The organism is Haloterrigena sp. H1 (assembly GCF_005938085.1).
Lineage (GTDB): Archaea > Halobacteriota > Halobacteria > Halobacteriales > Natrialbaceae > Natrinema.
Genome location: NZ_SMZK01000001.1, coordinates 2,425,518 through 2,448,175 on the forward strand (window position 1 = coordinate 2,425,518; position 22,658 = coordinate 2,448,175).

The following is a 22,658-nucleotide window of genomic DNA, read 5'->3' on the forward strand; positions in this document are numbered from 1 at the left end:
GAGAAGGCGACTGGTCACACATGACCGTTTATGTCGTTGGTCTCGACGGGGCCGACTGGTCGCTATTACGGCCTTGGATCGAGGAGGGACACCTTCCCACCTTCGACCGTATACTGGACGAAGGTGTCGCTGGCGACCTCAAAAGCACTCTTCCACCCGTCACTTTCCCTGCCTGGAAGTGTTACTCAACCGGAAAAACTCCGGGAAAGCTTGGCGTCTATGAGTGGTTCGCTTACGATCGAGACACCGACGAGATCTCAGCCAACGACGCTGGCGACTTCCGATCGCGGGAGTACTGGGACGTACTGGCAGAGCGAGGACACCGGGCCGGCGTCATCAACATGCCGACGACACATCCACCGGACGACGGGACACAGACCACAGACGGCGGTCGAACCTTTATCATCGCCGGTAGTCCCGCAAGTGAACGCAAGCGGTTTACCGCTCCCGACTCCTTGAAGGAAGATCTGCTTGAGTCGATCCCCGACTACCGCGTTAAGCCGGATCTCGTACTCGACGAGGCAACGCCAGACGAGCTGGTCGATGAGGCGACGACGTTATTCGAACAACGGTTTCACGCTGCTACGTGGCTTGCCGATGAGAAGGATTGCGATCTCGTCCACACCACGCTGTTCGCGACCGACACACTTCAACACCGTCTCTGGGACCGGCCACAGAAGCTGCGAGCAGCCTACGAACATGTCGACGACCTGCTCGCGGACCTACTTGAGCGCGACGACGCGGAGGCGGTTGTCCTGCTGAGCGACCACGGATTCCAGAAGATCGACGAGATATTCCTCGCCAATCAGTGGCTGCTTGATCGCGGCGACCTCGTAATCGAGGAGTCTGAGACCCGAGACGTGCTGTCGAGCGTAGGTCTCACTGAGGAACGGCTTAAACGGCTCGTCGGTAAACTGGGCCTGGTCAATCTTGCCCAGTCGCTGGTCCCCGAGTCAGTCCAGCGGCTCTTTCCGAGCGAGAGCGGACGAGTCGCGATCCAGGACGCCGAAATCGACTGGAGTCGGACCAAGGTAATTTCGCTCGGGCGTGGGCCGATCTACATCAATCGGGATGCATTCGCGAGCGACGACGCTGCCGACCGCTACGCAGCAGACCTTGCCGACGGTCTCGAGAATCAGGAGACGCCCACGGGTGACCCTGTGGTGACCGCAGTCTATGACCCGACTGAGGTCTATACCGGAGATCGACCTCGTGGTCCTGACCTCCTCGTTGAATATGCGCCGGGCATCGATGCACCCGAGTCGATCGGCGGCGAGGTGTTCGGTGAGGAGACCGAATGGCTAGCGACTCACCGCCGGACCGGTGTGTTCGCTGCGTGGGGCGACGATATTGCTGACGAAGCCGCAGATCTCGAACTATACGACCTCGCGCCGACGCTGTTGCATTATTTCGGCGCTCCTGTCCCGAAGGACGTCGACGGAGACGTACGGTTCGACGTGTTAACCGGAAAACCTGCGGCACGATCGGTCGATCGGGGACCACCGACCGCGACCGGGACGGACAGACGCGAAGTTGGTCCAGAAGTCGAAGAGACGCTGCGGGAGCTAGGGTATATGGAATAGCGATGGAGTCGCTGGCTAATAGAGTCCCCACGTGACGTGACCCTCGCCGTCTTCTGCGTCGTCGCCGTTGCCGTCGTTACAAATAGCCGAGTTCTTTCAGGTGATCTTCAGGTGCATCGATCGTCGCTGGATCGGTCGCTGGACCGTCCTCCTGCTCAAGACGCTGCTCAACCCATGACCGGACATCGAACACCGATTCCGGAAGTTCTCCGTCCATAGTTGTCGAAACCATCGCATGCCATGAATGGACGCCAGGATCCGAATCGTCAGTCAATGTCTGTTGCATTCCGTGATCAGAGACTATCACGAGGTCCTCTGCGACTTCTCGGAGCTGACCGACCAACGTATCGATTATTTCGTATCCCTCCCGGAGTTTCTCTGGCCGTTCCGCGTAGACGTGTCCAAGGTGGTCAAGGCCATGAATATGTGCGCCAGCGAGTGACGCATCTGTCAGTGCCTGTGCTTTGAGCCACCCGAGAACCTGTCCGTCATTTGCCACCTCTAGCTGGACATACTCTTTATCTGAGAGTTCACCTCGAGAAACCTGGCCGAACCACTCGCTCGCTCGACCCCACTCGCGGGCAGGTGTTATTCCCGGCCAGTTACGCACAGCTCCGGCATCGAAAAGATGCGAGATAGCGTCATCGATCTGGGGCGACTCGAGCGATGTATTCCCGCGGAATGGTCGGCCGAGCTGATATCTAGCTTCTGTTGGCAGGTAACTGGTGAGTCGACTACCGAGTCTAAGTATTGGGTTTTCCCACTCGAGGTTGTCTCTACTACCACCTAAGAGGCCATGTTCCTCAGGCGGAAGGCCAGTCGCGATTGAGGGCCACACCTCGATTGTTGCCGGAGTGTCCAGTGAGTGTGAAAACGTCTCGAGAGAAGCGTGATTGGTTAGCAGTAGGTTTTCGAGATTCCACCGTTTGACGAGCCGATAATCGGCCGCGTCAATCCCGAGAACGATCATTGATGACTATTATTCCCTAATATGTCTAATAACAATCGGTTGGCGGCCATCTGATCGAAATTGAGCCAGGCCGAAGCGAGTCTGTGCATCTTTTTGATCGGTAGTCGCGAACACCCTTACACGATCATTTGGTGCAGAAACGAGTCGGGATCTTGTTCTTTCGTCCGTAGCTGCGACCACGGCTCGCCATATCAGCCATAGCGGAGACTATTAGTCTTGTAAGAGAAAGAATTACGCATGAATCGAGTACAGAGCAGTTGCCTGACCCATGTGATACGGCATGACGCTCGCTGATTGGGCTTCAGATACCGCTGGGCGGATCAAGAGTGATCCAGTCGGCGGCATCAAAGAGAGTTTGTATGAGCTCTATCTCGGCGGACTCCGCCGTACAAACTTACTATATTCTGGTGGAGAGCATGTGTACGAACGCGACTGGGACGTGCTGGTCCTTCTGGACGCGTGTCGAGTCGACCTGCTTGAAGAAGTTGCAGACGAGTACTCGTTTCTCGACGACCCCCAGATGTTGACGTCCGTCGGAAGCTCGTCGATTGAGTGGCTAGAGAACACGTTTGTAGACGAATACACGCATGAAATGGGGGAGACAGCGTATATCACTGGAAACCCGTTCAGCAAGCGGGTGCTCTCTACAGAGGATCTGCTCGTCCTCGATGAAGTATGGCGCTACGAATGGGACGAGAAACGGGGGACGATCCCAGCCCGGGCTATCACTGACAGAGCGATTACTGCGGGTCGAGAGAACGACTGCGAACGGCTGATAATCCATTATATGCAACCGCATTTCCCGTCAGTTCCGGAGCCGCTCAGCGATGGGATGAACGCTGAAACGCTCGGTGACGGCGAGGGATGGGACTCGCCGTGGCATCGCCTCCAGCGTGGCGAACTGGATCAGGAAACTCTCTGGTCGTCGTACCGCGAGAACCTTCGTTACGTCCTTGACGATGTGACACTCCTGCTCGAGAACCTCGATGCCGAGACAGTCGTTATCAGCGCTGACCATGGGAACGCAGCGGGCGAGTTTGGTGTATACGGTCATCCAAAGGTACCGCTCAAGCCGATCCGGAACGTGCCATGGTACGAGACGACCGCGAACGACACCGAAAGCTACGTTCCCGAGCGAGAAATCGGCGTCGACCAGGGTAAGATCGAAGAAAAACTCGGTGCGCTGGGATATCTGTAGCTACTCCATATAGCCGAGATCACGCAGATGCTCCTCAACCATTTGATCATCTTCCGCGACACCCACTGACCCTCCCTCCCGCAACCGCTGCATCTGCTTCTGGTGCTCTTCCAGTGCCTGGGATAGCTCCTCGCACTCGGACAGCGCGTCGCCAGAGCGATCGTCTGCAGGATCTTCTGCCGGTGTCTCGGTCACGTCAAAGCAGAACTCCCCCTCGTCGTGACGCAGTGATTTCCAACCATCGGCGCGACGCGCGCAACACCGTCCATATTCGACCTGCCGTCCTACGTCACCGAAGGCGTACTCACGCGCGTCGGCTTCACCGTCGGCAACTGCGAGCGCTGATGCTCCTTGCCACCCGTCGAAGGCGTCGTGGCCGATAGCGTCAGCGATCGTCGGTGCCACGTCGAGGAGACGGATCTGTCCGTCTACGGTATCATCACCACGTTCGGGGTGGTAGAGGATGAACGGAACGCGGATGATTCCTTCCCAGAACTCCGGTGGATGGCCGGCGTGGCCGTGTTCACCGACAAGTTCGCCGTGATCAGCGGTAAAGAGGAGTACCGTCTCATCAAGGAGGTCACGTTCGCGAAGCGCCTTCAGCAGCGCCTCGAACTGATCGTCCACGTAGGCACACTCGGCATCGTAGAGTCCACGAATTAGATCCCACTCCTCGTCGGTTACGTCCTCAGGATGGTGAGTCCCCTTCCGAGCGAGTCCGCGACAGCGTGACAGCGAAAGCGATTCCTCGAGGAACTGCCGCTGATACTCGTCAGGTGCCTCATAAGGGTGGTGGACGTCCATGTAATGGAGCCAAGTAAACCAGTCGTCAGACTGCTCCTCGATCCAGTTTAGTGCACGCTTGTTTAACGACGCTGCACGCTCGTACTCGCTGTCATTACCCGTGGCGTTGGCGAAGAGCGCGTCGGCGTGGTTGTACACGCTTTCGATCGTTTTGAACAGTATACTGTCCTTGTCGAGATTCGATTGAACGAACTGTTTGAGCCGCCCAGCTTCGGCCGTTCCACTGGCGTCGTGCATCGTATCAAATCCACGATCATAGTGGTACGATCCGCTGGCGAAGTGATTGTCCGTGTACCCCGCAGTCGCGTATCCTGTCGCAGACAGTACTTCCGCCAGCGTTCGGATATCACTGTCCTCGTCACGGGGCGGAATACCTAACCCTTCGATACTGGCGAAGTGGCGACTGGCATGGATAGCTGGGAATGACGCGGGCGTCGACGGCCCGTTGGCGATACACTGCGTGAAATCTAAGGCGTCGTCGGCGAACGACCGGGTTGCGGGCATCAGAGTCGAAGACACCCGGTCGGCACGCAACGAGTCGACGGTCACCAAGAGGACGTTCATGTGGACTCGAAGTTAGGCGGTAGTAAAAATAATATGCACCTTCCGCTTCGACGTTCGAGATGCTGTCAATCGTATTGGTCGACGATGCGTTCGACGATGTCGTCCCAGTCAGGGACGGTGGCCGCGTCAACATCGCAGTTGATCGCCTCGCGAACGGCTGTTGCGATTGCAGCTGGTGTCATGGAGTCGACTCCGACACATCCGTCTCGGTCGGCCCAGCCCGCAAGGGCGCCAGATTCCCTGACCACACACGGTGTTCCAGCCGTCAGCGCCTCCGCGACCGTCATTCCGTATGATTCAACTGCTGAGAGAGTTACATACGCCGTGGCTCCAGCGTACAGCCCAGGTAATCGATCATCGGCCACGTAACCGAGAAACGTCACTCTGTCCGCGACGCCCTCTTCGCTGACAATCTGTTTCAGCGCTTTCATGTACGGTCCACGTCCGGCAATCAGAAGTTTGTATCCAGGGAGTTCAGACAGTGCACGGATCGCGTATTGAATACCCTTGTATTCTTCTAACCGGCCGACACATAGCAGGTAGGGCTCAGCGTTCGGTTCAGGAGCGGCGTTCGCGAACCGGTCCTTGTTTAGACCGTTCGGAATTACGGTCGCATCGACACCGAAGTCAGCTTGCAATTGCTTACGTTCCCAATCGCTTACAGCGATAACATCGTCGGCACGTCGAATGGCCCACCGTCCAAGCGGCCGATAGAGTTCCAGTAACGCGTTTCGAATATCGCTATTGCTTTCTCCGTGATAATGCGTCGTCACGACAAACTGCTGCCCTGTAACGCCGAGCGCGGCAAATAACAAGGGAAACGCGTGATAGTTGTGCGCGTGCACGACATCGGCATCAGACTGGCGAACGGCCTTAACCAACTGCGGCGCGATGTAGAATGCATTCCCGGGTCTAGCTGATCTATACCGCCGAACGAGAACTCCATCGTCGACGTTCTGTCTGTTGATGTTGTCCGTCGCGTCCGCACTGAATACCGTCACGTCGTGTCCCTTGGCATCGAGACGAACCGCGATTTCACGGACGTGAGTTTCGACCCCGCCAGTATGCGGTGGATATCGATGCGTGACAAGCAGGATCTTCATTCAAACGCCTCTCGCAATTCAGCATCGACATCCCACGTGCCGTCCGAGTCTCCAACCAACAGCTCGACACTGGCTCGTAACAACGACACCTGCGTGTCAAATATCGAGTACAGCGCTTGCACGGGTCCAAGGTGATCCTTCTGGCCCAAGTACGCGAACACACCAAGTAAACCGGGAAGCACCAATCCGCTGGCTCCGAATAGCGAGATGGCCGCTCCAGTCCCGACTATGAGCGTCACCGCCAGCAGCCACGGCGATACAATCATGAACCACCAGTTGAACGGCAATACGATCCTGCCGTATTTCCCATACCGTCCGAGAGCATCCCGATGCTGTACTAACAACCGAATGAGGCCCATGCCGCGTCTGTCCTTTTGCTTCCGGCGTTTCACGAACTCTGAGTGCGAAGCCTCCATATACTCCACAGCAGGATCGAAAATCACGCGTCCGCCTTGCCGTCGGATCTTTAATGCGAGTTCCGTATCATCAGCTAGCGAGTTCGGATCGATCGGAAGCAGTGCATCCTTCTCGAACGCGGAAAACGGCCCGTGAAAGATTAGCGTCGAATCAAGATTAGATTCCAACTGCTGAATGTGGCTTTGGACGCCACGATAGCCGGATTCGACCTCGCTCCCACCGAGGACTTCGACGTTTTGACCCGTCACGGCCGCGATATCGTCATCCGCAAGATTAGCGGCGGCTTCGCGAAGGACGTTCGGTGAGAGCTTCGAGTCACAATCGGTTTTCACGACCATCTCGTTCGACGCGGCAGCGTAGGCGTCGTTGAGCGCCGGCGCGAGTCCCCGTCGCTCGTCTTCCTCGAGCAACACGAGTTCGGGCGCATTGAGGTCCGAAAAGTACTCTCGAATGATTTCGCGTGTATCATCACTTGAGGAATCGACGACCACAAGCTCGACTTTCTCCATAGGGTAGTCGAGTGCGAGCAGATCATCGAGTTTCGTCTCGACGATCTGTGCCTCGTTATACGTCGGGAGCACGATACTGACAGTGGGTTCGGCAGGTTCCTTGTCAGCGGGCGATCCCTGTGGTCGAATCAACGCGTAAAGCACGAGATAGGAGACGTATGGCACAGCTGTCACCGCGAAAAGAGCGACAGCAGCCGCCGAAAGGAGACTCATGCGCGGCCATTGCGAGCGTTAGATAATAAACTTCTTCCTCTTGGGCTGAGTGTAAGATGCTCCGTATCACGCACCCATGCTCTGCTTTAGCGCAAAGACTCTTGATAAGAACGTCGCAGAACTATATAGCGTTGATAGCAACAATAATTAATTATGCGGACGAAATCATTCGAACAATGCAATCTCTCCGTGAACAGACCGATCAGTCCACGAAACTATTAGAACTCCTCGAGTCGACATCGTGTTCCTTCTGTGACGATGGCCTCCTCGTTCGAGATCGATACAAAGGACATGAAGCCGTCGTCTGCTCTTCGTGCTGGACACCAGGTGCACAAGTGTGGAATAGCCAATAGCCACTTCCACCATCATTCAAAGATCGTCTCTCGAGTAGCGGACTGCTCCACAAAACGCTCGGATAGCGAAAGATAGTCCTTGAATCACCACACACCAAGGTCGATCTGACGGAATTCGATCTTCTCGCGTTCGACAGCATGGCCCACAAAGTGCTTGTTAGCGGTCGCCGGATCAACGTCAACGAAGACGCCCTCGGGTGTGCACTAGACTGACCTGATAGCGAGACCACCGACGATGGTCCGTCGTAAAATCATCAGGGGTCGATCAGTAGCCTTTTGCGGTTCGGTGGGGGAGTAATGCCCAATGGAAGACGACGCGGTTCGCGCGGCATCGAGCCCTCTCTCGGACGGCGGCGACGTCGTCGCCGTAACCGAGCAAACGCGCGAAATCTCGCCGGAAGAGGTCTGCGTGCTCATCCCGACGCTCGAGGAGGCAGCCACGATCGGCGACGTGATCGAGGGCTTCTATGAGCAGGGCTATACGAACGTCGTCGTCATCGACGGCGACTCCGAGGACGACACTCGCGAGATCGCCCGCGAACACGGTGCAGAGGTGCTGGTCCAGTCGGGCAGCGGGAAAGGACAGGCCGTCCGCGAGGCACTCGAGTACGTGACGGTTCCCTACGTGTTGATGCTCGACGGCGATGGGACCTACGACCCAGCTGACGCCGATAAGATGATCGAGCCGCTCGCACGCGGGTACGAACACGTTATCGGCAACCGCTTTGCCGATATGGACGACGACGCGATGCGGGCGTTGAACGGCTTCGGCAACCGGATGATCAACCGCGCGTTCGCGTTCGTCCACGGAGCTAACTACGAGGACATCCTCTCAGGGTATCGGGCTTTCACTGTCGACTCGTTCCGCCGGCTCTCGCTCGATTCGGACGGCTTTACGATCGAGACCGAACTCGCCGTCGAGTGTGTCAAACACGGGATCGACACGACGGTCGTCCCGGTCAGTTACCGGGCTCGACCCGACGAGTCCGAGACTAACCTCCATCCGGTCAAAGACGGCGGCACGATCCTGCTCGCGCTGTACTCGCTGGCCAAGACCAACAACCCCCTGTTCTACTTCGGGAGCCTCGGCGTCGGCGGCATCGCCTCCGGTGCCCTCATTGCAATGTATGTCCTCTGGGAGTGGATTCAGTACACCCAGAGCCACGAGGTCCTGGCAGTGGTCTCGGCGGCCGCGATCATCCTCGGCGTCCAGTTACTCATGTTCGGCGTCCTCTCGGATATGCTCGTGACGCTCCACCGCGAACAACGCCGTCGCTTAGAGCGGATCGCTCGAGACGAGCGGGACAAGTGGGACGATTCTTAGGCCCCATAATCGGCTTGGCAGCTAATACGAGTGAAAACAGCTACTCGAGGCAGCCGCGCGGTCAGAACGGCAATAGCGATCGAACCTGCGAAACGACACTACCCGAACGGTTCCGTCGGTACTCCTCGAACGGCTCGTGGAGTGCGTTCAACAGCTCCTGCCGGGAGTCAAAGCGGTCCGTCGGGACGTCGTCGAGTATCTCGCCCAGCGCAACGTCGTTCCCGTGGACGTCGTAGGGGATGTGCTCGTGGCCGAGTTCGGCTCTGATGTCGTCTTTCGTGACCGGAAAAGACAGATCAGCGTCCTTGAGGTGAGCGTCGACGGCAGCGATGCCGAACTCGATACTGTCGGGTTTCTCGTCGTCTCCGCTCGATGGTGGCCGGACTCCCATGCCTTACCTCTCGCTACGGAGCCGAATACAAAAATGCCTGTGGAGACGGTCGACGACCGCCACTGACTGCGGACTGTGTTCGAACGCCGCCAGCAGGGATGCTACTGCTGTCTCGGCGACACCGACGCCCTACGCGCGATCCGCCGCTGTCGACACGCATTTGGGTCCCGCGACGGACTCTAGTGTATGACCGACTACACCACGGTGTCGATCCCGAAGGATCTCGCCGACCGCGTCGAGGAGACCATCGAAGGAACGAGTTTTCAGAGCACGAGCGACCTCGTCCGATTCCTGCTGCGCAGCATCGTCATTCAGCACCAGAAGGAGGGCGAGCTCACCGAAGCCCAGTTCGAAGAGATCACCGAACAGCTCCGCGGCCTTGGATACCTCGAGTAAATCCCCGGCTCGAACACCTCCGTGACTGACAGCCACCGGCCGGCTATTAAAGGGGAACAGCGCTTTTCGGCCTCGAGAGTATACCCACACACGGGGAGAGACATGACCCATATTCCGGACTTCCCAGCCGACGACGATGATGACGATGGACGTGACCGGAGCCCCGGCGGCATCATCGACCGGATCATCGGCGATGACGAGGTCCCAATCCCGACCGGGTGAACAGGGCCCACTCTTTTCGAGTGTGCACGCTATTTTTCAGCACTACCCACACTCTCGTCGGTTCACATCAGTCCGTCAACGACTGGTTTGGCGGCGAAGCGTCGATGATCTCGAGGGGCTGGCGCTCGCCGCTGCGGTCGAACGCGGCGAACGACCGCTCGTCGGTCTGCCAGGGTGGAACGGCGACGAAGACGATCTCGGCGAGGTCGTCTCGCCGAGTCACCTCGAGTTCGCCAACCGGATGAGAGATAAATCGGCCCTGAGCCTGCCGGGCGGGCATCGAGAGATCGACACCGAAGACGGCATTGACGGGATTGCCGGGATCAGGAAGGAAGAAATCCGTAAAGACTGGCGTCTCGGGCGGGAGGCCGTCTGCACCCTCGAGTTCGCCGGCCAGGGTAACCGAGACTCCCGTCGTCACGTCGTTAGGATCCGCGTCGCTGGCCAGATCCAGCAAGACGTCAATGAGCGCACGGGTGACGTAGACCACAGGTCATCTTTGGGTGGAAGGTAATTATGTTTATGCCCTCTAGAGGTCAGGTCGGCTCGACCTAACTGCTCTCAGATCGGTAGCATGTCCCAAGCCGTCTCGACGTACAGCCGAGGGGCTCGCCTCCGAGAACTGCCGAATGCATCCTTGAGCCCACGCGCAGCGCCGTCCATCACGCCGGTCCCGTGGCCGACGAGGACGCGCTTGGGCCTGATGTCGCGAAACGCCGCTCGTGGCGGGTTCAGTCGCAACATCGGATGCACGCCGAGTCGCTCGTCGCCAGCCAGGAAGTAGTCGACGGTCCCGACCGTTTCGGGGACGACGAGCGTTCCGTCGGCCGGATTGTAGAGAGCGACTTCCTGCCAGAAGCGGCTATCGACGACGGTGAGCGCACGGATCCCGGTATCCGAGAGTTCGTCACCGAAGCGGGCGACTGCGGTATCGATGTCCTCGGTTACGCCATCGAAGAACTCGGGGAGGTAGACGGGGACGCGATGACGCCTCGCGATGGCAGCGGCGTCGCGTTTGTGCCGATCCAGCGTGACGACGACGCCGGCCACGTCGCCGAACTCGGCGAACAGGTCGTCGATCCCCGCAGCGTCGACCGGATCGATCACCCAGACCTCGCCGTCGACCGCGAGGGCGTGGCTAGCACGTTGCATTCGTTCGTCAGGATGGGCGAGCCAGCCGACGCCGCCCTCGAAGCGGTCGATCTCTCGGAAGTCGGTTGCACGCTCGTCGACACGAAAGGCCATACCATTGTCTATGAACGCAGTAATGATAAAATCCCATCGCAGGGTGGTAGCCGGCCGGCAGCGACGCGACGCTGGGCATCTCGCCGATGGGATTCGACGGTTGGACGACAATCCTTTTTCTCTGCCGACACCTCGGTCGAGTTATATCGAATGCCAGCACTGATCCCGGACATCGTCGCGACAGTCGTTGCGCTGACGCTCGCCCAGCAACTCGAGCAGACGATCAGTTTCGGGATTTTCGTGCTCGGCGCGGCGCTGGCGACGCTCAGTGCGCTGGCGTGGCGACGGGAACGCGACCAGCGGATGGCCGTCGTCGCAGTCGGCTATCTCATGTTCGCGATTTATGGCTTTGTCGTCTTCCTTGAGTACTACCTCCTGCCGTATCTCTCCATGCGGACCGTCGAGTTGCTGGAACACAGCGTGGCGGCGCTCATCCTCGTGGGACTGCTCGCGTTCTTCGTCGCGCTGAGTCGGGACTGACCATGACGGACGCTGATTCGGACGCGGAGCCGGAACTGGAACTCCGCTCGCGACGGACGATCTATCAGCACGTCCGCGACAATCCGGGGGTTCACTTTCGTGCCCTCCTTGACGACCTCGAGTACGCCCAGGGGACGCTGCAGTATCACCTCCGCTGGCTCGAAGACAGAGATCTGCTCGAGGAATCTGACGATGGGAAGTACACGCGATACTATCCGGCCGAAGCGTTCGACGAGGTCGATCAGGCCGTGATGAACGCGCTGCGACGTGAGTATGCCCGCCGAATCATCGCCCATCTCGCCGTCGAGGGAGCGCTGTCGACCGCCGATCTGAGCGACCGCCTCGAGCGGTCGCCCTCGACGGTGTCGTGGCATCTCTCGAAGCTCGAGGACGCGGATCTCGTCACCAAGGAGCGACAGGGACGGAGTGTCGAATACGCGTTACGCGACCCGGAACGCGTGCAGTATCTCTACACCGTCCACCGGCGGACGTTCACCGATCGGGTCGTCGACCGGCTGTTCGACCTGTGGGACAGCTACTGATAGGGATCAGCGTGGATATTCGGAGATTCTCACGAGAAAAACAGCCTACTGGAAAACCGCACAACGAGAGCAACTATGAACTAGTCTGCTGATCCCTATGAGTTACTGCCGCGTCGGGTCGGGCGTCGACAGCCGCCCGCTGGCTACTAGCAGGCGCAACAGCAGGACGTAGCCGAGGAACGCGATCGCCGGGCCGAAGACGGGGCGGATCAGCCCTGCGACGTCGGTCCCGATGGCGACGGCGTGGATCGTCGCGAACACGAAGCCGCCGTAGGCGAACGCGTGGACGACGCGCGGACCCCAGGGACGGTCGAATCGCTGTGTGTCGAGAAATCCCAGGACCGCGACGACGAGCACCTGAAGTGCCCCGACGCCGACCACGACGCCGGCGAGAAGGTACGTCGTCGAATAGGCGGGCTGGGGGGCCGACCCAGAGACGATGAGCCAGGTATCGAGGACGCCGAGGACGCCATGGAGGAGCGTCACGAGCATCGCGAACACCGACACCTCGATGTGGGTTTTGCGAGCGAACCGGTGGAGCGGGCCGAACGACCGCGCGGTGTAGAGAATCCCCGTCAGAACCGCCAGATACAGCGCGGGATAGGCGACCAGCGCCGCACCACGGTCGAGATACCAGATGACCTCCATCACGAGGCCCCCGTCGTCTCGACGACATCCGGACAGCCGTCGCCGTCCTGGAAGCCGTTCGTCGTCTCCGGTCGCGTCGGGCACTGATCCGCGGTATCCCGAACCCCGTCGCCGTCGTAGTCGTTCGGAGCCTGTCTCGTCGACACCGTCGAGTCGACGAGGTCCGTCTGCTTGCGGTCGACCGCCTGCGCCTCGCGAACGTCCGCGATTCCCCACAGCACCGGCACCGTAGCGACAAGTAACACGACAGCGACGACCGTGATCGTCCCGCTATGCGACGTGCGCATCGAGTCCCTCCGTCGTCCGAAAGACGCCGTCGTGAACCACGAACGCCTCGAGGTCCGGCCACGCTTCCGCACGCTCGAGTGCGTCCGCAAGCGGCAGTGCAGCCAGCGTCGTCGCGAGTGCGTCAGCTTCCATGCAGTCGCGCTTTGCGACCACGGTGACCGACTCGTGGCGCGCACCGAGTCGCTCGCTCGTCGGATCGTAGACATGGTCGACACCATCGCGCTCCCGACGATAGTTCCCGGAGGTGGCGACGTTCCAGTCGGTCTCGAGGACTTTGAGTGGGCGTGAACCCCCGTAGGGGCTTTCGACGGCGATCGGTCCGGTCGGCGGTGACATGTCGCCACCGCCGCTGACGAAGCCGTGTCGGCCCGGCCCCGCCGCCGCGGCGGTCGCACGATCGACGATGTATCCCTTCGCGAGCCCGTTTAAATCGAGTTCCGTCTCGGTGACGACGCGGTCGCCGTCGACGCGTACCGACCCGGTCTCGAACGTCGCCGACACCGTCTCGCGGTCGCCGCGGAGGTACGCCTTCAGATCGTGTTCGACCGCCCCCTGCTGGATGTCGAAGACGCCATCGGTGCGCTCGTCGTACTCGAGGCCACGCCGAACCAGTCGGGCGACGTGTTCGTTTTCAACGTGTCCCGTCCGATTGAGACGCGCAACCGCACTCTCGGTATCGAACGCGTCGAGTTCGGCCTCGAGCGATAGCGCGGTTTCTCGAGCGCGTTCGGCCGCGGCGTCGGCGCGGTAGCCGGTCATCTGAACCGTGAAGTCGGTGTCACAGCATCGAAACTCGAGGCTGGCGTCACCGAGTCGCGTCCGGGCGGCGCTGAGAGTGTCTCCCAGGCTCATCGTCAGTCGTCCTCGTATTCCTCCGCTTCGTATTCTTCATGCTCCTCGTACTCTTCGTGCTCCTCATACTCCTCTTCGTAGTCCTCATGTTCACCGCCGTCGCCGCCGCTCTGGACTGCTGGGGTGAAGTCCTCGTTCGGCGTCGGCGCATCGCTCGCAACCGCCGGCGATCCATCGTCAGTCATCGTACTGTCGACGAGGCCGAGGCCAGGGGCAGCCAGCGCGAGCGCGACGACGCCGGTCAGCACCGCACCGGCGAGCGTAAGCGAAACGAGTCTGTTCGTCGGAACTGGGATTCTCATGGACAAGTGAAGATAGCTTACTGCCTTATCTATCGTTTCGCGTCCATCGATCGAATGTTCGTCCAACCATCGAATCGTCCGGTTCGGTCGCCGACGATTCTTTATTCCTCCTTCGAGTAGCCTGCGTCATGCTCACGGGGCTTTCCTGGCTGGCACTCGAGGTCAAATATCTCGAGTCAGCGCGGGTGTTTTACGAAGAAACGCTGGGACTGTCCGTTCACAAGCGTGGGAACGACGAACTCGTCGCCGCGGCCGGCGAGACCGATCTCGTGCTTCGCCGACCCAGCGGGCTCCCTCGAGGTGGCCTCCATACTCACTACGCGTTCTCAATCCCCGCGGCCGAGTACGACGACTGGTGGGACCGCCTGGACGACGACTACGGGCTCGAGGAGGCCCAGTTTGGCTCCACGCGGTCGCTGTACCTGTACGATCCAGACGGCAACTGCGTCGAACTCGGCCAGCAGGACGTGGCCGGCCCCGGCATCGATGGGATCTTCGAGGTCGTTCTCGAGGTCCAGGATCTCGACCGCGCGCAAGCCTTCTACGAAGACCTTGGCTTCGAGACCGTCGACGAGGGCGACGACCGCACACGGGTGCGCCTCCACGGGCCGATGGCGCTGGAGCTCTGGGAGCCCCACCTGGGGCTCGCCGACGCTCGCGGTGGCGTCCACGTCGATCTGGGATTCGAAACCGACGAACCGGCTGCTGCGCTCGCGGCCGTTCGCGATCGGATCCGATCGCTCGAGCGGGAGACGGACGACGAGATCATCGTTCGCGACCCGGACGGGCACTTCCTGACGTTCGTCGCCCCGTGAACGTGCCCGTATCCCTATTATTGGCCCCGTGGAAGGACGACAGACGGCGAGATACGAATGGTTCGATCGACAGTCGTGGCAGTGAGAGACCGGTTCACTCGGAATTACCTTCGAATCGGGTTCCTCGTGGTGCTGCTGGCGTGTGCTGCGGGAGTCGCATACGACACGGGCGGTGAATCCGTCGCCGAGTACACGGATGCCCCGGCCGATGCACCGGCGACCGACAACTACACCGTCATCACACAGTCGGGACGGGCTGGTAATATCCTCGCGTACGCGCCCAACGGAAGCCGCGTCTACGCCAACGACACACACACGAAGTACTACGACGTCGATCCCGTCGCCAACGAGTCGATGACCGTCGAGTACGCCGCGACGGACACGCTGTACGCCGAGAGTCCACGGTGTCAAGATCCCCCCTGTTCCCGCAACGTCATCGAACGGGCGAACCTCTCGACCGGCGAGGTGACCGAGGTCTATGCCCAGTACGTCTACCGCGAGTCCGTTGGCGAGTGGCACGACGCCGACCGGATCGACGACCGACACATCGTCGTCGCCGACATCGTCGTCGATCAGGTGTTCATGGTCGACACCGAAACGGAAATGATCGAGTGGACCTGGGACGCCCAGAGTGACTTCCCCGTCGAGGGTGGCGGTTCCTACCCCGGCAACTGGGTGCACCTCAACGACGTGGAAGTCCTCGAGGACGGGCGCGTGATGGCTAGCCTCCGCAACCAGGATCAGGTCGTCTTCATCGACCCCGAGACCGGGCTGGTGGACGACTGGACGCTCGGTGCAGAAGACGAGTACGCGATTCTGAACGAGCAACACAATCCTGACTACATCCCCGAGTCGCATGGCGGTCCTGCCGTCGTCGTCGCGGACTCCGAAAACGGACGCGTCCAAGAGTTCCAGCGTGACGACGGCGCGTGGAATCGCACCTGGACCTGGTCGGACGACCGGATGCAGTGGCCTCGCGACGCCGACCGGCTGCCCACCGGCAACACGCTCGTCACCGACACCGGCGGCGAGCGCGTCCTCGAGGTCAACCAAAGCGGCGATGTCGTCTGGCAACTCGGCCTTCCGCATCCCTACGACGCCGAACGGCTCGAGACCGGCGACGAGAGCACTGGCGGACAGAGCGCGGCGGCGCTCGGACTCGAGTCACAACGGCGTCAGTCTACCGACGGTGACGGCCAGCGGGACATCGACTTTGGCCCCTTCGATCCGGTCGTCGATCGGGTCCGGTCGCTCGTTCCGTCACATATCGTCACGTTCGTCATCTACGCCAGCCCGTCGTGGCTGGGGCCGTCGGCTCTCGGACCGGTGACCGTCGGCCTCGTGACGGCGCTGCTCTGGGGGGGCATCGAACTCAGATGGGCGCTCCGCGCGCGCGGAATCCGGCTTCGGTGGCCCGTATACAAAGAGAAATAGCCGTCCGTCTCACACCAGCTGCAAGAATGAGTCCTCCGAGCCGACGAGTGCTGCCTCGAGTCCGACGGGAGCGCGTTATTCACCCTCAGCGAGCGCGTGTGCAATCTCGAGTAACTGCAGTGCAGCGGTGTCGCCGATCCGGTAGTAGGTCCACTTGCCTTGGCGTCGCGTCTTGACCAGTCCTGCGTCTTTGAGCTCTCGCAGATGACTCGCCACCGTCGACTGGGGCGCGTCGAGGACGACTTGTAACTCACACGCACACAGTTCGCCCTCTTTGAGTGCCTCGAGGATCCGGATCCGGTGTTCGTTCGCCAGCGCTTTGAACACGCCAAGCTGTGCGTTCACCTGTTCGTCGTCCGGTGCGAGTTCGAACAGCGACGTCAGTCGGTTTTCGGGGTCCTCGTAGAGTCGGTCCAGCGTCTGCCGTGTCGATTCGGGCACTGAGTCACTCATTGTCGCTTATTGCTCTCCATCGTCAGTCGATCCTGCGCCGGCGAATGCAGCCGCAATCTTGCCGAACAACGAATTAGCCATACATATCGATAAAGGTCGTTTTAATACTAAAGGTTTCGATTAGAGAGGAGTATACGGGCCGAATGTTTCTCATTCCAGTATTGAACGTTGTCTTTTCAATTCAGGAATTCCCGATACGAGATGGCGATCTCGGAACGAACTACCGGATGCAATATCGGATGAATCGCTCTATTCTACAGGCGGGCAGGCCGAGTGCCTCGGGGCTTGACCCCCGAGGCGGTTCACTGTGAACAGCCGACTGCGAATCTAGAGTAGTAGATTGAAGAGCAATCCAATAGTCAAGATACCTGCCGCTAGTGTGGTCGCATATGCCGCGATCAGTTCCTTTTTCATCACTTTATTCAGGATCATGAACTGCGGGAACGAGAGTGCGGCGACCGACATCATGAACGCCAGGCCCGTCCCAACCGGCAGTCCTTTTCCGATCAGCGATTCGACGACCGGTATGACGCCGAGGATGTCGGTATACATTGGGACGCCGACGGCGACTGCGCCGAAAACGCCAAGCGGCCCCGACAGATACTGTGTTACCAGTTCGCCGGGCAGGTAGCCGTGGATAGCTGCACCCGCTCCAACGCCGACGATAACGTATGGCACGATTTCGACGATGATGTCTTTTGCCTCGACGTACGCCTCTCTGGCACGCTCTCTTCTCGAGGGTTCATCGATTTCGACATCCGAGTCGCCGAAATTGAACTCCTCGATGTATCTGTCGAATCCCAGTTTATTGAGGGTGTAGCCGCTGGACATCCCGATTACGATCCCGCTCACTGCATACAGGGCTGTCAGTTTGAACCCGACGACACCCGGTAACACGACGAGCGCAGCCTCGTTGATCATCGGTGAGACGGCGAGGAACGTGATCGTGATCCCGAACGGGATTCCCGCACCAACCATTCCGAGGAATATCGGGATCGTCGAACAGGAGCAAAACGGGGAGACGATTCCGAGCAACGCGGCGAGTGCATACCCTGTTATTGCTCGCTTCCCCTCGAGATAGTCCCTGATCTTCTCCGGTGGAAAGTACGTTCGGAGGTACGTCACGCCGAAAATCACCACGACGAGTATCGAGAGGATCTTCAGCGTGTCGTAGATCCAGAAATGAGCCGCCGCTCTCAGCGAGCCCGTGAGTCCGAGAGCCTCGACTACGTACGTGGCTATCTGTTGAAAAACCATGGTTTCTTACAACCGGTCCTCGATGAGCTCCTGTAACTGGTCTTCAGGCGGATTAGACCCGCTGAAGACCATTTCACCGTCGATTTCGAAACCTGGTGTGGACATAATGCCCTTCTCCGCCAGTTTCGCCATGTCCCCTTCTTTCTCTACGTCCGCATCAAATCCGTTTTCGTCGACGACGTTCTGGGCTTTCTCTTTGAGCCGCGAGCAGTTGCTGCAATCGCCCGGTCCATAAACGATGATTTTCATCGGTCGCCTCCGATTTTTTCGATTTCGACGCTCCAACGCCGGGAGTCATCTGCCGTCAAACCTGTTCCAGCCTGCGCGTCCACGATCTTGTCGACCATTGGATCTGCCATACATATCGATAAAGTCCGGTTCGGTATTAGTACGTTTCGATAAAACCCGATCTGTTCGAGCGGGCCTTGCTCAGAGTTGATCCTCGAGAGGGGGGTGTATTACCAGTTCAGAAAAGACAAAATATTGTGGGTATCGGGCTTATTCGAGAGAATAAGTGGTGATATGTCCGGTGAACGCAAGCACATGTCTGAATCGATCGGGTTCAGACCGGGTGCGACTGGACTCGAGTCGAGTGTCGGATAAATCGAGGACCTCCGATATAGAATCAATGCAGTCTACACAGGACGACTCACTTCGATACACTGTTTTTCGGATAGCATTCAGCTATCCCACGAGAAACAAACCCTTACTCGATCGCCGCAACTGCGTCGAGCTGAACGCTGGCACCGCCAAGTAACTCCGAGACACCGACGACGGCGCGCGCTGGGAGCTGCTCGCCGAATGCCTCACGATAGACCTCGTTGACCGCGTCATACTGTTCGAGGTCGGTGAGATACACCGTCATCTTGAGCACGTCTTCGAGCGTTCGGCCCTGTTCTTCGAGTGCCGTTTCGAGGTTCGAGAGCGCGCGGTTCATCTGTTCCGCCGCTGGCTGATCGCCGTCGACCACGCCGTCCTCGGTCGGGAGTTGCCCCTCGAGAAACAGGAGATCGGAACTCCCAGCCTTCGTGCCGTAGCCGCCGGTAAACGCCGTCCCGGAACGCTGTTTGCGACTCGAGGTGCTTGCACGAGACGACAACTGTTGCTGATTGATGTTCGACTGTTGCACATCCTAATTGAGGAACTGCTCACTTATAGGAGTGTTGGGCACTACGTGCAAGTCTGCTATGCAATCTCAAACAGCGGTCGAATCGACACTGCTGGCCTCCGGTCGGAACTATTAATTGAGGAGACTCTCAATTGAAGATGATGGCAACAGCGACACAACGACTCCAGCGATACCTCGAGGACGAACTCGATGACTGTCGTCCCGAGGACGTCGATCAACGACTCGACGAACTCGATACGCTCGAGGCGGTGCTCTCGACCGAGCGGATCGACTCGGATCTCGACGTGCTGGCGGCGCTTGCGAACGAAACGCGGTACAAGCTCGTTCGGCTGCTCGTCGCCGCCGACGGCGAACTCTGTGTCTGTGAACTGAATGCGATGATCGATACGAGCGAGAGCGCGATCAGTCACGCACTTTCAGAGCTAATCGAGGCCGGGCTGGTGACACGCCGGAAGGACGGGCGCTGGCGGAAGTATCGTGCCTCGAACGGCGCGATTGCGATCCTGACGCTGTTGGATGGAGTGTTCACGAATGAGTGATACCGACGCGCACGAACACGGCCCGAACTGTGGCTGCGAGAGTTGTGGCGATCCGCGGTCGATGGACTTCCTCGACAAGTATCTCACCGTCTGGATCTTCGGTGCGATGGCCGTCGGCATCGGCCTGGGTTTCGTCGCGCCGTCGGTCACGCAGCCGATTCAGGACTTCCACCTCGTCCAGATCGGCCTGATCGCGATGATGTATCCGCCGCTGGCGAAGGCGGACTACTCGCGGCTCCCGACCGTCTTTCGCAACTGGCGCGTCCTCGGATTGAGCCTCGTTCAAAACTGGCTCATCGGCCCGACGCTGATGTTCGGGCTCGCGGTCGTCTTCTTCAGCGGACTCGTTCCCGGACTTCCCGCGCGCCCGGAGTACTTCCTCGGACTCGTCTTCATCGGCATGGCCCGGTGTATCGCGATGGTGCTCGTCTGGAACGAACTCGCCGACGGCTCGACCGAGTACGTCACCGGGCTGGTCGCCTTCAACAGTCTCTTCCAGATCGTTACCTACGGCGTGTACGTCTGGTTCTTCGGCCTGTTTCTCCCGCCGCTCCTTGGCATGGAGACGCTCGTCGCCGGCATCGAGACGTTCAACGTGACGCCAGCGCAGGTGTTCAGAGCGATCGTCATCTTCCTCGGCATTCCCTTCGCCGGCGGCTTCCTTACCCGGTACGTCGGAACGCGAATCAAAGGCGAGGCGTGGTATGACGAGGAGCTCGTTCCGAAAATCGATCCCTTGACGCTGGTCGCACTCCTGTTTACCGTCATCGTAATGTTCGCGACCCAGGGCGAGACTATCGTCGCATCGCCCGGTGACGTCCTCCTGATCGCCGTCCCGCTGACGATCTACTTCGTCGTCATGTTCCTCGTGAGCTTCGGGATGGGCAGAGGGATCGGCGCGGACTACTCGACGACGACCGCGATCGGCTTTACCGCCGCCTCGAACAACTTCGAACTCGCGATCGCGGTCGCAGTTGCGGTCTTCGGCGTAGGCTCCGGCGTCGCCTTCACCACGGTCGTCGGCCCACTGATCGAGGTCCCGGTCCTGCTCGCGCTGGTCAACGTCGCGCTGTACTTCCAGCGGCGCTTCGACTGGAGCGGTGCCACGACCGGCCGCCTCGAGCCATCATCTCCAAAATCGACCCCCGACGACGACTGAGACCACACCAATGACTTCACACACCGATTCCACCGATCCGACTCGTATCGCCTTCGTCTGTGTCCAGAACGCGGGCCGCTCACAGATGGCCTATGCGTTCGCAAAGCAAGAACTCGAGGCGCGCGACCTCGCCGACGAGATCGACCTCCTCACCGGCGGCACACGACCGGCCGACCACGTCCACGACGAAGTCGTCCACGCGATGGCCGACACGAACATCGACATCGCCGACCGAACGCCACGAGAGGTCACGTTCGAGGACCTCCAGGGAAGCGACTACGTCATCACGATGGGCTGTTCGGCCTCCGACGTCTGTCCGGCCGGCTGGGCCGGCGAGAACCGCGACTGGGATCTCGAGGACCCGGACGGAAAATCACCGGCGGATGTCGCGACGATCCGTGACGAGATCGAGCGCCGTGTGTGTTCGCTGTTCGACGAACTCGAGAGAGCCTGATAAATAGCATTCACACGGCTGTACCCGGTATCGACGCTTACAGCCGATCCGTACTCACGTCCACACCCGGTGGCGTCACAAGCAGAAAGCCACGGAAGTGAACGAGATTCCCGCCCGATTCCCTGATATCGCGTGCGAATCCCGAGGCCAGTTCGTTCACGTCCCCCTCGACGTTGAGAACGAGCACGTTCCCCTTCGAGATTGCCTCGAGCCACTCCTCAGCCGGCGTCTCCCCGTCGAGGACGCCGAGGACGATGCTGCCTTCGATCTCGAGTTCGTCGTCGATGTGTTCCTCGACGGTTCGAAGGTCGAGGTCGAAATCGCTCATACCGGGTGCGTCGAACCGCGATGAGAAAAACGTTCGCCCCCGCCTTCGGCGCTGTTCACTCACAGTGGTCTCGAGGCCGGACGATCAATTCATCGGGAACTCTTTTTCGAACCCACGGAACTCGGTGCGGTGGGCCTCCTCGTCGGCGAGGATCGTCACCGCCACGTCTTCAGTGACGGGATCGTTCGCATCGTCGGCCGCCTCGACCAACGACCGATAGGTTTCGATGGCGGCCTCCTCGGCCTCGAGGACGCCCTCGATGACCGACTGGACGTCGGTCGTGTCTTCGGGCGGCTGAAGGCTGTGCTGGTTGGCCTCGAACGACTCCGAGCCCGGCGGGGATTCGTCGAGCTGTTTCAGTCGCTCGCCGAGGATTCGCGCGTGGTCGAGTTCCTCCTGAATGTCTGCCTCGAGGCTCTCTTTGACTTCCTCGGCGTGGATTCCGTCGAGGACGATCGCGTTCGTCTGGTAGTTCATTACAGTCTCGAGTTCGTCGATATACGCCTTCGTCAGCAGGTCGGTGATCTCATCGGTCGTCATGCGGCCAGTTCTATCACGTCCAGCCATAAGAAGGGTCACACGCCAGCAATCGCGGCCGCGTGGTGAACGTTCGTGGCTGCAATCGGTTGTGATGGGACGTTCGTCACAGTACTGACGTTCGCTGCCAACCGATTCCGACCGAACGT

The 22,658-nt window shown here is 59.7% G+C and carries 29 protein-coding genes; 12 read left to right on the plus strand and 17 right to left on the minus strand.

Annotated elements, in window-relative coordinates; all coding sequences use genetic code 11:
- The first annotated feature begins 20 nt into the window (after positions 1 to 20).
- Entirely contained in the window at positions 21 to 1,583 is a 1,563-nt protein-coding gene (locus E2L06_RS12085; RefSeq protein ID WP_138781759.1) for an alkaline phosphatase family protein, read from the plus strand.
- A gap of 76 nt (positions 1,584 to 1,659) precedes the next feature.
- Here E2L06_RS12085 and E2L06_RS12090 read toward each other — a convergent pair whose 3' ends face one another.
- Positions 1,660 to 2,553, minus strand: a complete 894-nt coding sequence (locus tag E2L06_RS12090) for an alkaline phosphatase family protein (protein ID WP_138781761.1) — start codon at positions 2,551 to 2,553, stop codon at positions 1,660 to 1,662.
- Positions 2,554 to 2,971: 418 nt separating this feature from the next.
- On the opposite strand from E2L06_RS12090, the gene E2L06_RS12095 reads away from it, so the two are divergent.
- A complete protein-coding gene (locus E2L06_RS12095) occupies positions 2,972 to 3,751 on the plus strand; it encodes a hydrolase (RefSeq protein WP_212750775.1) in 780 nt (259 codons plus the stop codon).
- Here the strand turns inward: E2L06_RS12095 and E2L06_RS12100 are convergent, their stop codons facing one another.
- The 3 genes from E2L06_RS12100 to E2L06_RS12110 form a co-directional block, all read right to left on the minus strand.
- On the minus strand, positions 3,752 to 5,119 hold the full coding sequence (locus E2L06_RS12100) for a sulfatase-like hydrolase/transferase (protein WP_138781765.1): 1,368 nt from the start codon (positions 5,117 to 5,119) through the stop codon (positions 3,752 to 3,754).
- Between the two features lie 65 nt (positions 5,120 to 5,184).
- On the minus strand, positions 5,185 to 6,222 hold the full coding sequence (locus tag E2L06_RS12105) for a glycosyltransferase family 4 protein (RefSeq protein ID WP_138781767.1): 1,038 nt from the start codon (positions 6,220 to 6,222) through the stop codon (positions 5,185 to 5,187).
- Positions 6,219 to 7,361: a glycosyltransferase gene (locus E2L06_RS12110; RefSeq protein ID WP_138781769.1), complete on the minus strand. Its 1,143-nt coding sequence runs from the start codon at positions 7,359 to 7,361 to the stop codon at positions 6,219 to 6,221. The genes E2L06_RS12105 and E2L06_RS12110 overlap by 4 nt, the downstream gene beginning before the upstream one ends.
- A gap of 176 nt (positions 7,362 to 7,537) precedes the next feature.
- On the opposite strand from E2L06_RS12110, the gene E2L06_RS22895 reads away from it, so the two are divergent.
- Both E2L06_RS22895 and aglJ read left to right on the plus strand, forming a co-directional pair.
- Positions 7,538 to 7,714 carry an HVO_A0556 family zinc finger protein gene (locus E2L06_RS22895; RefSeq protein WP_343192868.1) on the plus strand — a complete coding sequence of 59 codons (177 nt, stop codon included), beginning with the start codon at positions 7,538 to 7,540 and terminating at the stop codon, positions 7,712 to 7,714.
- A 304-nt stretch (positions 7,715 to 8,018) separates the two neighbouring features.
- Complete coding sequence (gene aglJ, locus E2L06_RS12115) at positions 8,019 to 9,038, plus strand: S-layer glycoprotein N-glycosyltransferase AglJ (RefSeq protein ID WP_138781771.1); 1,020 nt, start codon at positions 8,019 to 8,021, stop codon at positions 9,036 to 9,038.
- 61 nt (positions 9,039 to 9,099) lie between these two features.
- Here the strand turns inward: aglJ and E2L06_RS12120 are convergent, their stop codons facing one another.
- Positions 9,100 to 9,429, minus strand: coding sequence for a hypothetical protein (locus E2L06_RS12120; RefSeq protein WP_138781773.1), 330 nt, complete (start codon positions 9,427 to 9,429; stop codon positions 9,100 to 9,102).
- Between the two features lie 186 nt (positions 9,430 to 9,615).
- Here E2L06_RS12120 and E2L06_RS12125 point away from each other — a divergent pair, with 186 nt between their 5' ends.
- Positions 9,616 to 9,825 carry a ribbon-helix-helix domain-containing protein gene (locus E2L06_RS12125; RefSeq protein WP_092929497.1) on the plus strand — a complete coding sequence of 70 codons (210 nt, stop codon included), beginning with the start codon at positions 9,616 to 9,618 and terminating at the stop codon, positions 9,823 to 9,825.
- Positions 9,826 to 10,114: 289 nt separating this feature from the next.
- Here the strand turns inward: E2L06_RS12125 and E2L06_RS12130 are convergent, their stop codons facing one another.
- Both E2L06_RS12130 and E2L06_RS12135 read right to left on the minus strand, forming a co-directional pair.
- Positions 10,115 to 10,537, minus strand: coding sequence for a hypothetical protein (locus E2L06_RS12130; protein WP_138781775.1), 423 nt, complete (start codon positions 10,535 to 10,537; stop codon positions 10,115 to 10,117).
- A gap of 71 nt (positions 10,538 to 10,608) precedes the next feature.
- The gene (locus E2L06_RS12135) at positions 10,609 to 11,292 is read right to left on the minus strand and encodes a hypothetical protein (RefSeq protein ID WP_138781777.1); all 684 of its coding nucleotides are present in this window, start codon (positions 11,290 to 11,292) and stop codon (positions 10,609 to 10,611) included.
- Between the two features lie 150 nt (positions 11,293 to 11,442).
- Between E2L06_RS12135 and E2L06_RS12140 the strand changes: the two genes are divergently transcribed.
- Together E2L06_RS12140 and E2L06_RS12145 are read left to right on the plus strand one after the other, a co-directional pair.
- Positions 11,443 to 11,772, plus strand: coding sequence for a hypothetical protein (locus E2L06_RS12140; RefSeq protein ID WP_138781779.1), 330 nt, complete (start codon positions 11,443 to 11,445; stop codon positions 11,770 to 11,772).
- Between the two features lie 2 nt (positions 11,773 to 11,774).
- Complete coding sequence (locus tag E2L06_RS12145; RefSeq protein ID WP_138781780.1) at positions 11,775 to 12,314, plus strand: metalloregulator ArsR/SmtB family transcription factor; 540 nt, start codon at positions 11,775 to 11,777, stop codon at positions 12,312 to 12,314.
- 102 nt (positions 12,315 to 12,416) lie between these two features.
- Here the strand turns inward: E2L06_RS12145 and E2L06_RS12150 are convergent, their stop codons facing one another.
- From E2L06_RS12150 to E2L06_RS12165, 4 genes are read right to left on the minus strand one after another with little or no spacing between them, the layout of a single operon-like run.
- The gene (locus E2L06_RS12150) at positions 12,417 to 12,962 is read right to left on the minus strand and encodes a hypothetical protein (RefSeq protein ID WP_138781782.1); all 546 of its coding nucleotides are present in this window, start codon (positions 12,960 to 12,962) and stop codon (positions 12,417 to 12,419) included.
- The gene (locus E2L06_RS12155; RefSeq protein WP_138781784.1) at positions 12,962 to 13,249 is read right to left on the minus strand and encodes a thrombospondin type 3 repeat-containing protein; all 288 of its coding nucleotides are present in this window, start codon (positions 13,247 to 13,249) and stop codon (positions 12,962 to 12,964) included. Before E2L06_RS12155 ends, E2L06_RS12150 begins: the two co-directional genes overlap by 1 nt.
- Complete coding sequence (locus E2L06_RS12160) at positions 13,233 to 14,102, minus strand: FAD:protein FMN transferase (RefSeq protein WP_138781786.1); 870 nt, start codon at positions 14,100 to 14,102, stop codon at positions 13,233 to 13,235. Before E2L06_RS12160 ends, E2L06_RS12155 begins: the two co-directional genes overlap by 17 nt.
- 2 nt (positions 14,103 to 14,104) lie before the next feature.
- Positions 14,105 to 14,404, minus strand: coding sequence for a hypothetical protein (locus E2L06_RS12165; RefSeq protein ID WP_138781788.1), 300 nt, complete (start codon positions 14,402 to 14,404; stop codon positions 14,105 to 14,107).
- Positions 14,405 to 14,532: 128 nt separating this feature from the next.
- Between E2L06_RS12165 and E2L06_RS12170 the strand changes: the two genes are divergently transcribed.
- Together E2L06_RS12170 and E2L06_RS12175 are read left to right on the plus strand one after the other, a co-directional pair.
- The gene (locus E2L06_RS12170; protein WP_138781790.1) at positions 14,533 to 15,219 is read left to right on the plus strand and encodes a VOC family protein; all 687 of its coding nucleotides are present in this window, start codon (positions 14,533 to 14,535) and stop codon (positions 15,217 to 15,219) included.
- A gap of 57 nt (positions 15,220 to 15,276) precedes the next feature.
- Entirely contained in the window at positions 15,277 to 16,653 is a 1,377-nt protein-coding gene (locus E2L06_RS12175; RefSeq protein ID WP_138781792.1) for an arylsulfotransferase family protein, read from the plus strand.
- Positions 16,654 to 16,728: 75 nt separating this feature from the next.
- Here the strand turns inward: E2L06_RS12175 and E2L06_RS12180 are convergent, their stop codons facing one another.
- From E2L06_RS12180 to E2L06_RS12195, 4 genes are all read right to left on the minus strand, one after another.
- Positions 16,729 to 17,106 (minus strand): helix-turn-helix transcriptional regulator, encoded by a 378-nt coding sequence (locus E2L06_RS12180; protein ID WP_138781794.1) that lies wholly within the window; start codon positions 17,104 to 17,106, stop codon positions 16,729 to 16,731.
- 327 nt (positions 17,107 to 17,433) lie between these two features.
- Positions 17,434 to 18,363, minus strand: a complete 930-nt coding sequence (locus E2L06_RS12185) for a permease (RefSeq protein ID WP_138781796.1) — start codon at positions 18,361 to 18,363, stop codon at positions 17,434 to 17,436.
- 6 nt (positions 18,364 to 18,369) lie between these two features.
- Complete coding sequence (locus E2L06_RS12190) at positions 18,370 to 18,612, minus strand: thioredoxin family protein (protein ID WP_138781798.1); 243 nt, start codon at positions 18,610 to 18,612, stop codon at positions 18,370 to 18,372.
- A 457-nt stretch (positions 18,613 to 19,069) separates the two neighbouring features.
- Positions 19,070 to 19,492, minus strand: a complete 423-nt coding sequence (locus tag E2L06_RS12195) for a RidA family protein (protein ID WP_138781800.1) — start codon at positions 19,490 to 19,492, stop codon at positions 19,070 to 19,072.
- A gap of 140 nt (positions 19,493 to 19,632) precedes the next feature.
- Between E2L06_RS12195 and E2L06_RS12200 the strand changes: the two genes are divergently transcribed.
- The 3 genes from E2L06_RS12200 to E2L06_RS12210 are packed head-to-tail and all read left to right on the plus strand — an operon-like array spanning position 19,633 to position 21,644.
- The gene (locus tag E2L06_RS12200; RefSeq protein WP_138781802.1) at positions 19,633 to 20,031 is read left to right on the plus strand and encodes a metalloregulator ArsR/SmtB family transcription factor; all 399 of its coding nucleotides are present in this window, start codon (positions 19,633 to 19,635) and stop codon (positions 20,029 to 20,031) included.
- Positions 20,024 to 21,190, plus strand: coding sequence for an ACR3 family arsenite efflux transporter (gene arsB, locus E2L06_RS12205; RefSeq protein ID WP_138781804.1), 1,167 nt, complete (start codon positions 20,024 to 20,026; stop codon positions 21,188 to 21,190). The genes E2L06_RS12200 and arsB overlap by 8 nt, the downstream gene beginning before the upstream one ends.
- Positions 21,191 to 21,200: 10 nt before the next feature.
- Positions 21,201 to 21,644 carry a low molecular weight phosphatase family protein gene (locus E2L06_RS12210; RefSeq protein WP_138781806.1) on the plus strand — a complete coding sequence of 148 codons (444 nt, stop codon included), beginning with the start codon at positions 21,201 to 21,203 and terminating at the stop codon, positions 21,642 to 21,644.
- A 37-nt stretch (positions 21,645 to 21,681) separates the two neighbouring features.
- Here E2L06_RS12210 and E2L06_RS12215 read toward each other — a convergent pair whose 3' ends face one another.
- Entirely contained in the window at positions 21,682 to 21,972 is a 291-nt protein-coding gene (locus E2L06_RS12215; RefSeq protein ID WP_138781808.1) for a DUF5779 family protein, read from the minus strand.
- Positions 21,973 to 22,056: 84 nt separating this feature from the next.
- Positions 22,057 to 22,512 (minus strand): ferritin-like domain-containing protein, encoded by a 456-nt coding sequence (locus tag E2L06_RS12220; protein ID WP_138781810.1) that lies wholly within the window; start codon positions 22,510 to 22,512, stop codon positions 22,057 to 22,059.
- Positions 22,513 to 22,658: the final 146 nt, after the last annotated feature.

What these genes read in the sequence shown, in the direction of transcription:
- E2L06_RS12120 (WP_138781773.1), bottom strand. Translation starts at nt 9,429, where the DNA reads ATGGGAGTCCGGCCACCATCGAGCGGAGACGACGAGAAACCCGACAGT.
- arsB (WP_138781804.1), top strand. Translation starts at nt 20,024, where the DNA reads ATGAGTGATACCGACGCGCACGAACACGGCCCGAACTGTGGCTGCGAG.
- E2L06_RS12145 (WP_138781780.1), top strand. Translation starts at nt 11,775, where the DNA reads ATGACGGACGCTGATTCGGACGCGGAGCCGGAACTGGAACTCCGCTCG.
- E2L06_RS12160 (WP_138781786.1), bottom strand. Translation starts at nt 14,102, where the DNA reads ATGAGCCTGGGAGACACTCTCAGCGCCGCCCGGACGCGACTCGGTGAC.
- E2L06_RS12220 (WP_138781810.1), bottom strand. Translation starts at nt 22,512, where the DNA reads ATGACGACCGATGAGATCACCGACCTGCTGACGAAGGCGTATATCGAC.
- E2L06_RS12165 (WP_138781788.1), bottom strand. Translation starts at nt 14,404, where the DNA reads ATGAGAATCCCAGTTCCGACGAACAGACTCGTTTCGCTTACGCTCGCC.
- E2L06_RS12105 (WP_138781767.1), bottom strand. Translation starts at nt 6,222, where the DNA reads ATGAAGATCCTGCTTGTCACGCATCGATATCCACCGCATACTGGCGGG.
- aglJ (WP_138781771.1), top strand. Translation starts at nt 8,019, where the DNA reads ATGGAAGACGACGCGGTTCGCGCGGCATCGAGCCCTCTCTCGGACGGC.
- E2L06_RS12180 (WP_138781794.1), bottom strand. Translation starts at nt 17,106, where the DNA reads ATGAGTGACTCAGTGCCCGAATCGACACGGCAGACGCTGGACCGACTC.
- E2L06_RS12110 (WP_138781769.1), bottom strand. Translation starts at nt 7,361, where the DNA reads ATGAGTCTCCTTTCGGCGGCTGCTGTCGCTCTTTTCGCGGTGACAGCT.
- E2L06_RS12090 (WP_138781761.1), bottom strand. Translation starts at nt 2,553, where the DNA reads ATGATCGTTCTCGGGATTGACGCGGCCGATTATCGGCTCGTCAAACGG.
- E2L06_RS12200 (WP_138781802.1), top strand. Translation starts at nt 19,633, where the DNA reads ATGGCAACAGCGACACAACGACTCCAGCGATACCTCGAGGACGAACTC.
- E2L06_RS12190 (WP_138781798.1), bottom strand. Translation starts at nt 18,612, where the DNA reads ATGAAAATCATCGTTTATGGACCGGGCGATTGCAGCAACTGCTCGCGG.
- E2L06_RS12185 (WP_138781796.1), bottom strand. Translation starts at nt 18,363, where the DNA reads ATGGTTTTTCAACAGATAGCCACGTACGTAGTCGAGGCTCTCGGACTC.
- E2L06_RS12210 (WP_138781806.1), top strand. Translation starts at nt 21,201, where the DNA reads ATGACTTCACACACCGATTCCACCGATCCGACTCGTATCGCCTTCGTC.
- E2L06_RS12175 (WP_138781792.1), top strand. Translation starts at nt 15,277, where the DNA reads ATGGTTCGATCGACAGTCGTGGCAGTGAGAGACCGGTTCACTCGGAAT.
- E2L06_RS12155 (WP_138781784.1), bottom strand. Translation starts at nt 13,249, where the DNA reads ATGCGCACGTCGCATAGCGGGACGATCACGGTCGTCGCTGTCGTGTTA.
- E2L06_RS12215 (WP_138781808.1), bottom strand. Translation starts at nt 21,972, where the DNA reads ATGAGCGATTTCGACCTCGACCTTCGAACCGTCGAGGAACACATCGAC.
- E2L06_RS12135 (WP_138781777.1), bottom strand. Translation starts at nt 11,292, where the DNA reads ATGGCCTTTCGTGTCGACGAGCGTGCAACCGACTTCCGAGAGATCGAC.
- E2L06_RS12140 (WP_138781779.1), top strand. Translation starts at nt 11,443, where the DNA reads ATGCCAGCACTGATCCCGGACATCGTCGCGACAGTCGTTGCGCTGACG.
- E2L06_RS12085 (WP_138781759.1), top strand. Translation starts at nt 21, where the DNA reads ATGACCGTTTATGTCGTTGGTCTCGACGGGGCCGACTGGTCGCTATTA.
- E2L06_RS12100 (WP_138781765.1), bottom strand. Translation starts at nt 5,119, where the DNA reads ATGAACGTCCTCTTGGTGACCGTCGACTCGTTGCGTGCCGACCGGGTG.
- E2L06_RS12150 (WP_138781782.1), bottom strand. Translation starts at nt 12,962, where the DNA reads ATGGAGGTCATCTGGTATCTCGACCGTGGTGCGGCGCTGGTCGCCTAT.
- E2L06_RS22895 (WP_343192868.1), top strand. Translation starts at nt 7,538, where the DNA reads ATGCAATCTCTCCGTGAACAGACCGATCAGTCCACGAAACTATTAGAA.
- E2L06_RS12170 (WP_138781790.1), top strand. Translation starts at nt 14,533, where the DNA reads ATGCTCACGGGGCTTTCCTGGCTGGCACTCGAGGTCAAATATCTCGAG.
- E2L06_RS12125 (WP_092929497.1), top strand. Translation starts at nt 9,616, where the DNA reads ATGACCGACTACACCACGGTGTCGATCCCGAAGGATCTCGCCGACCGC.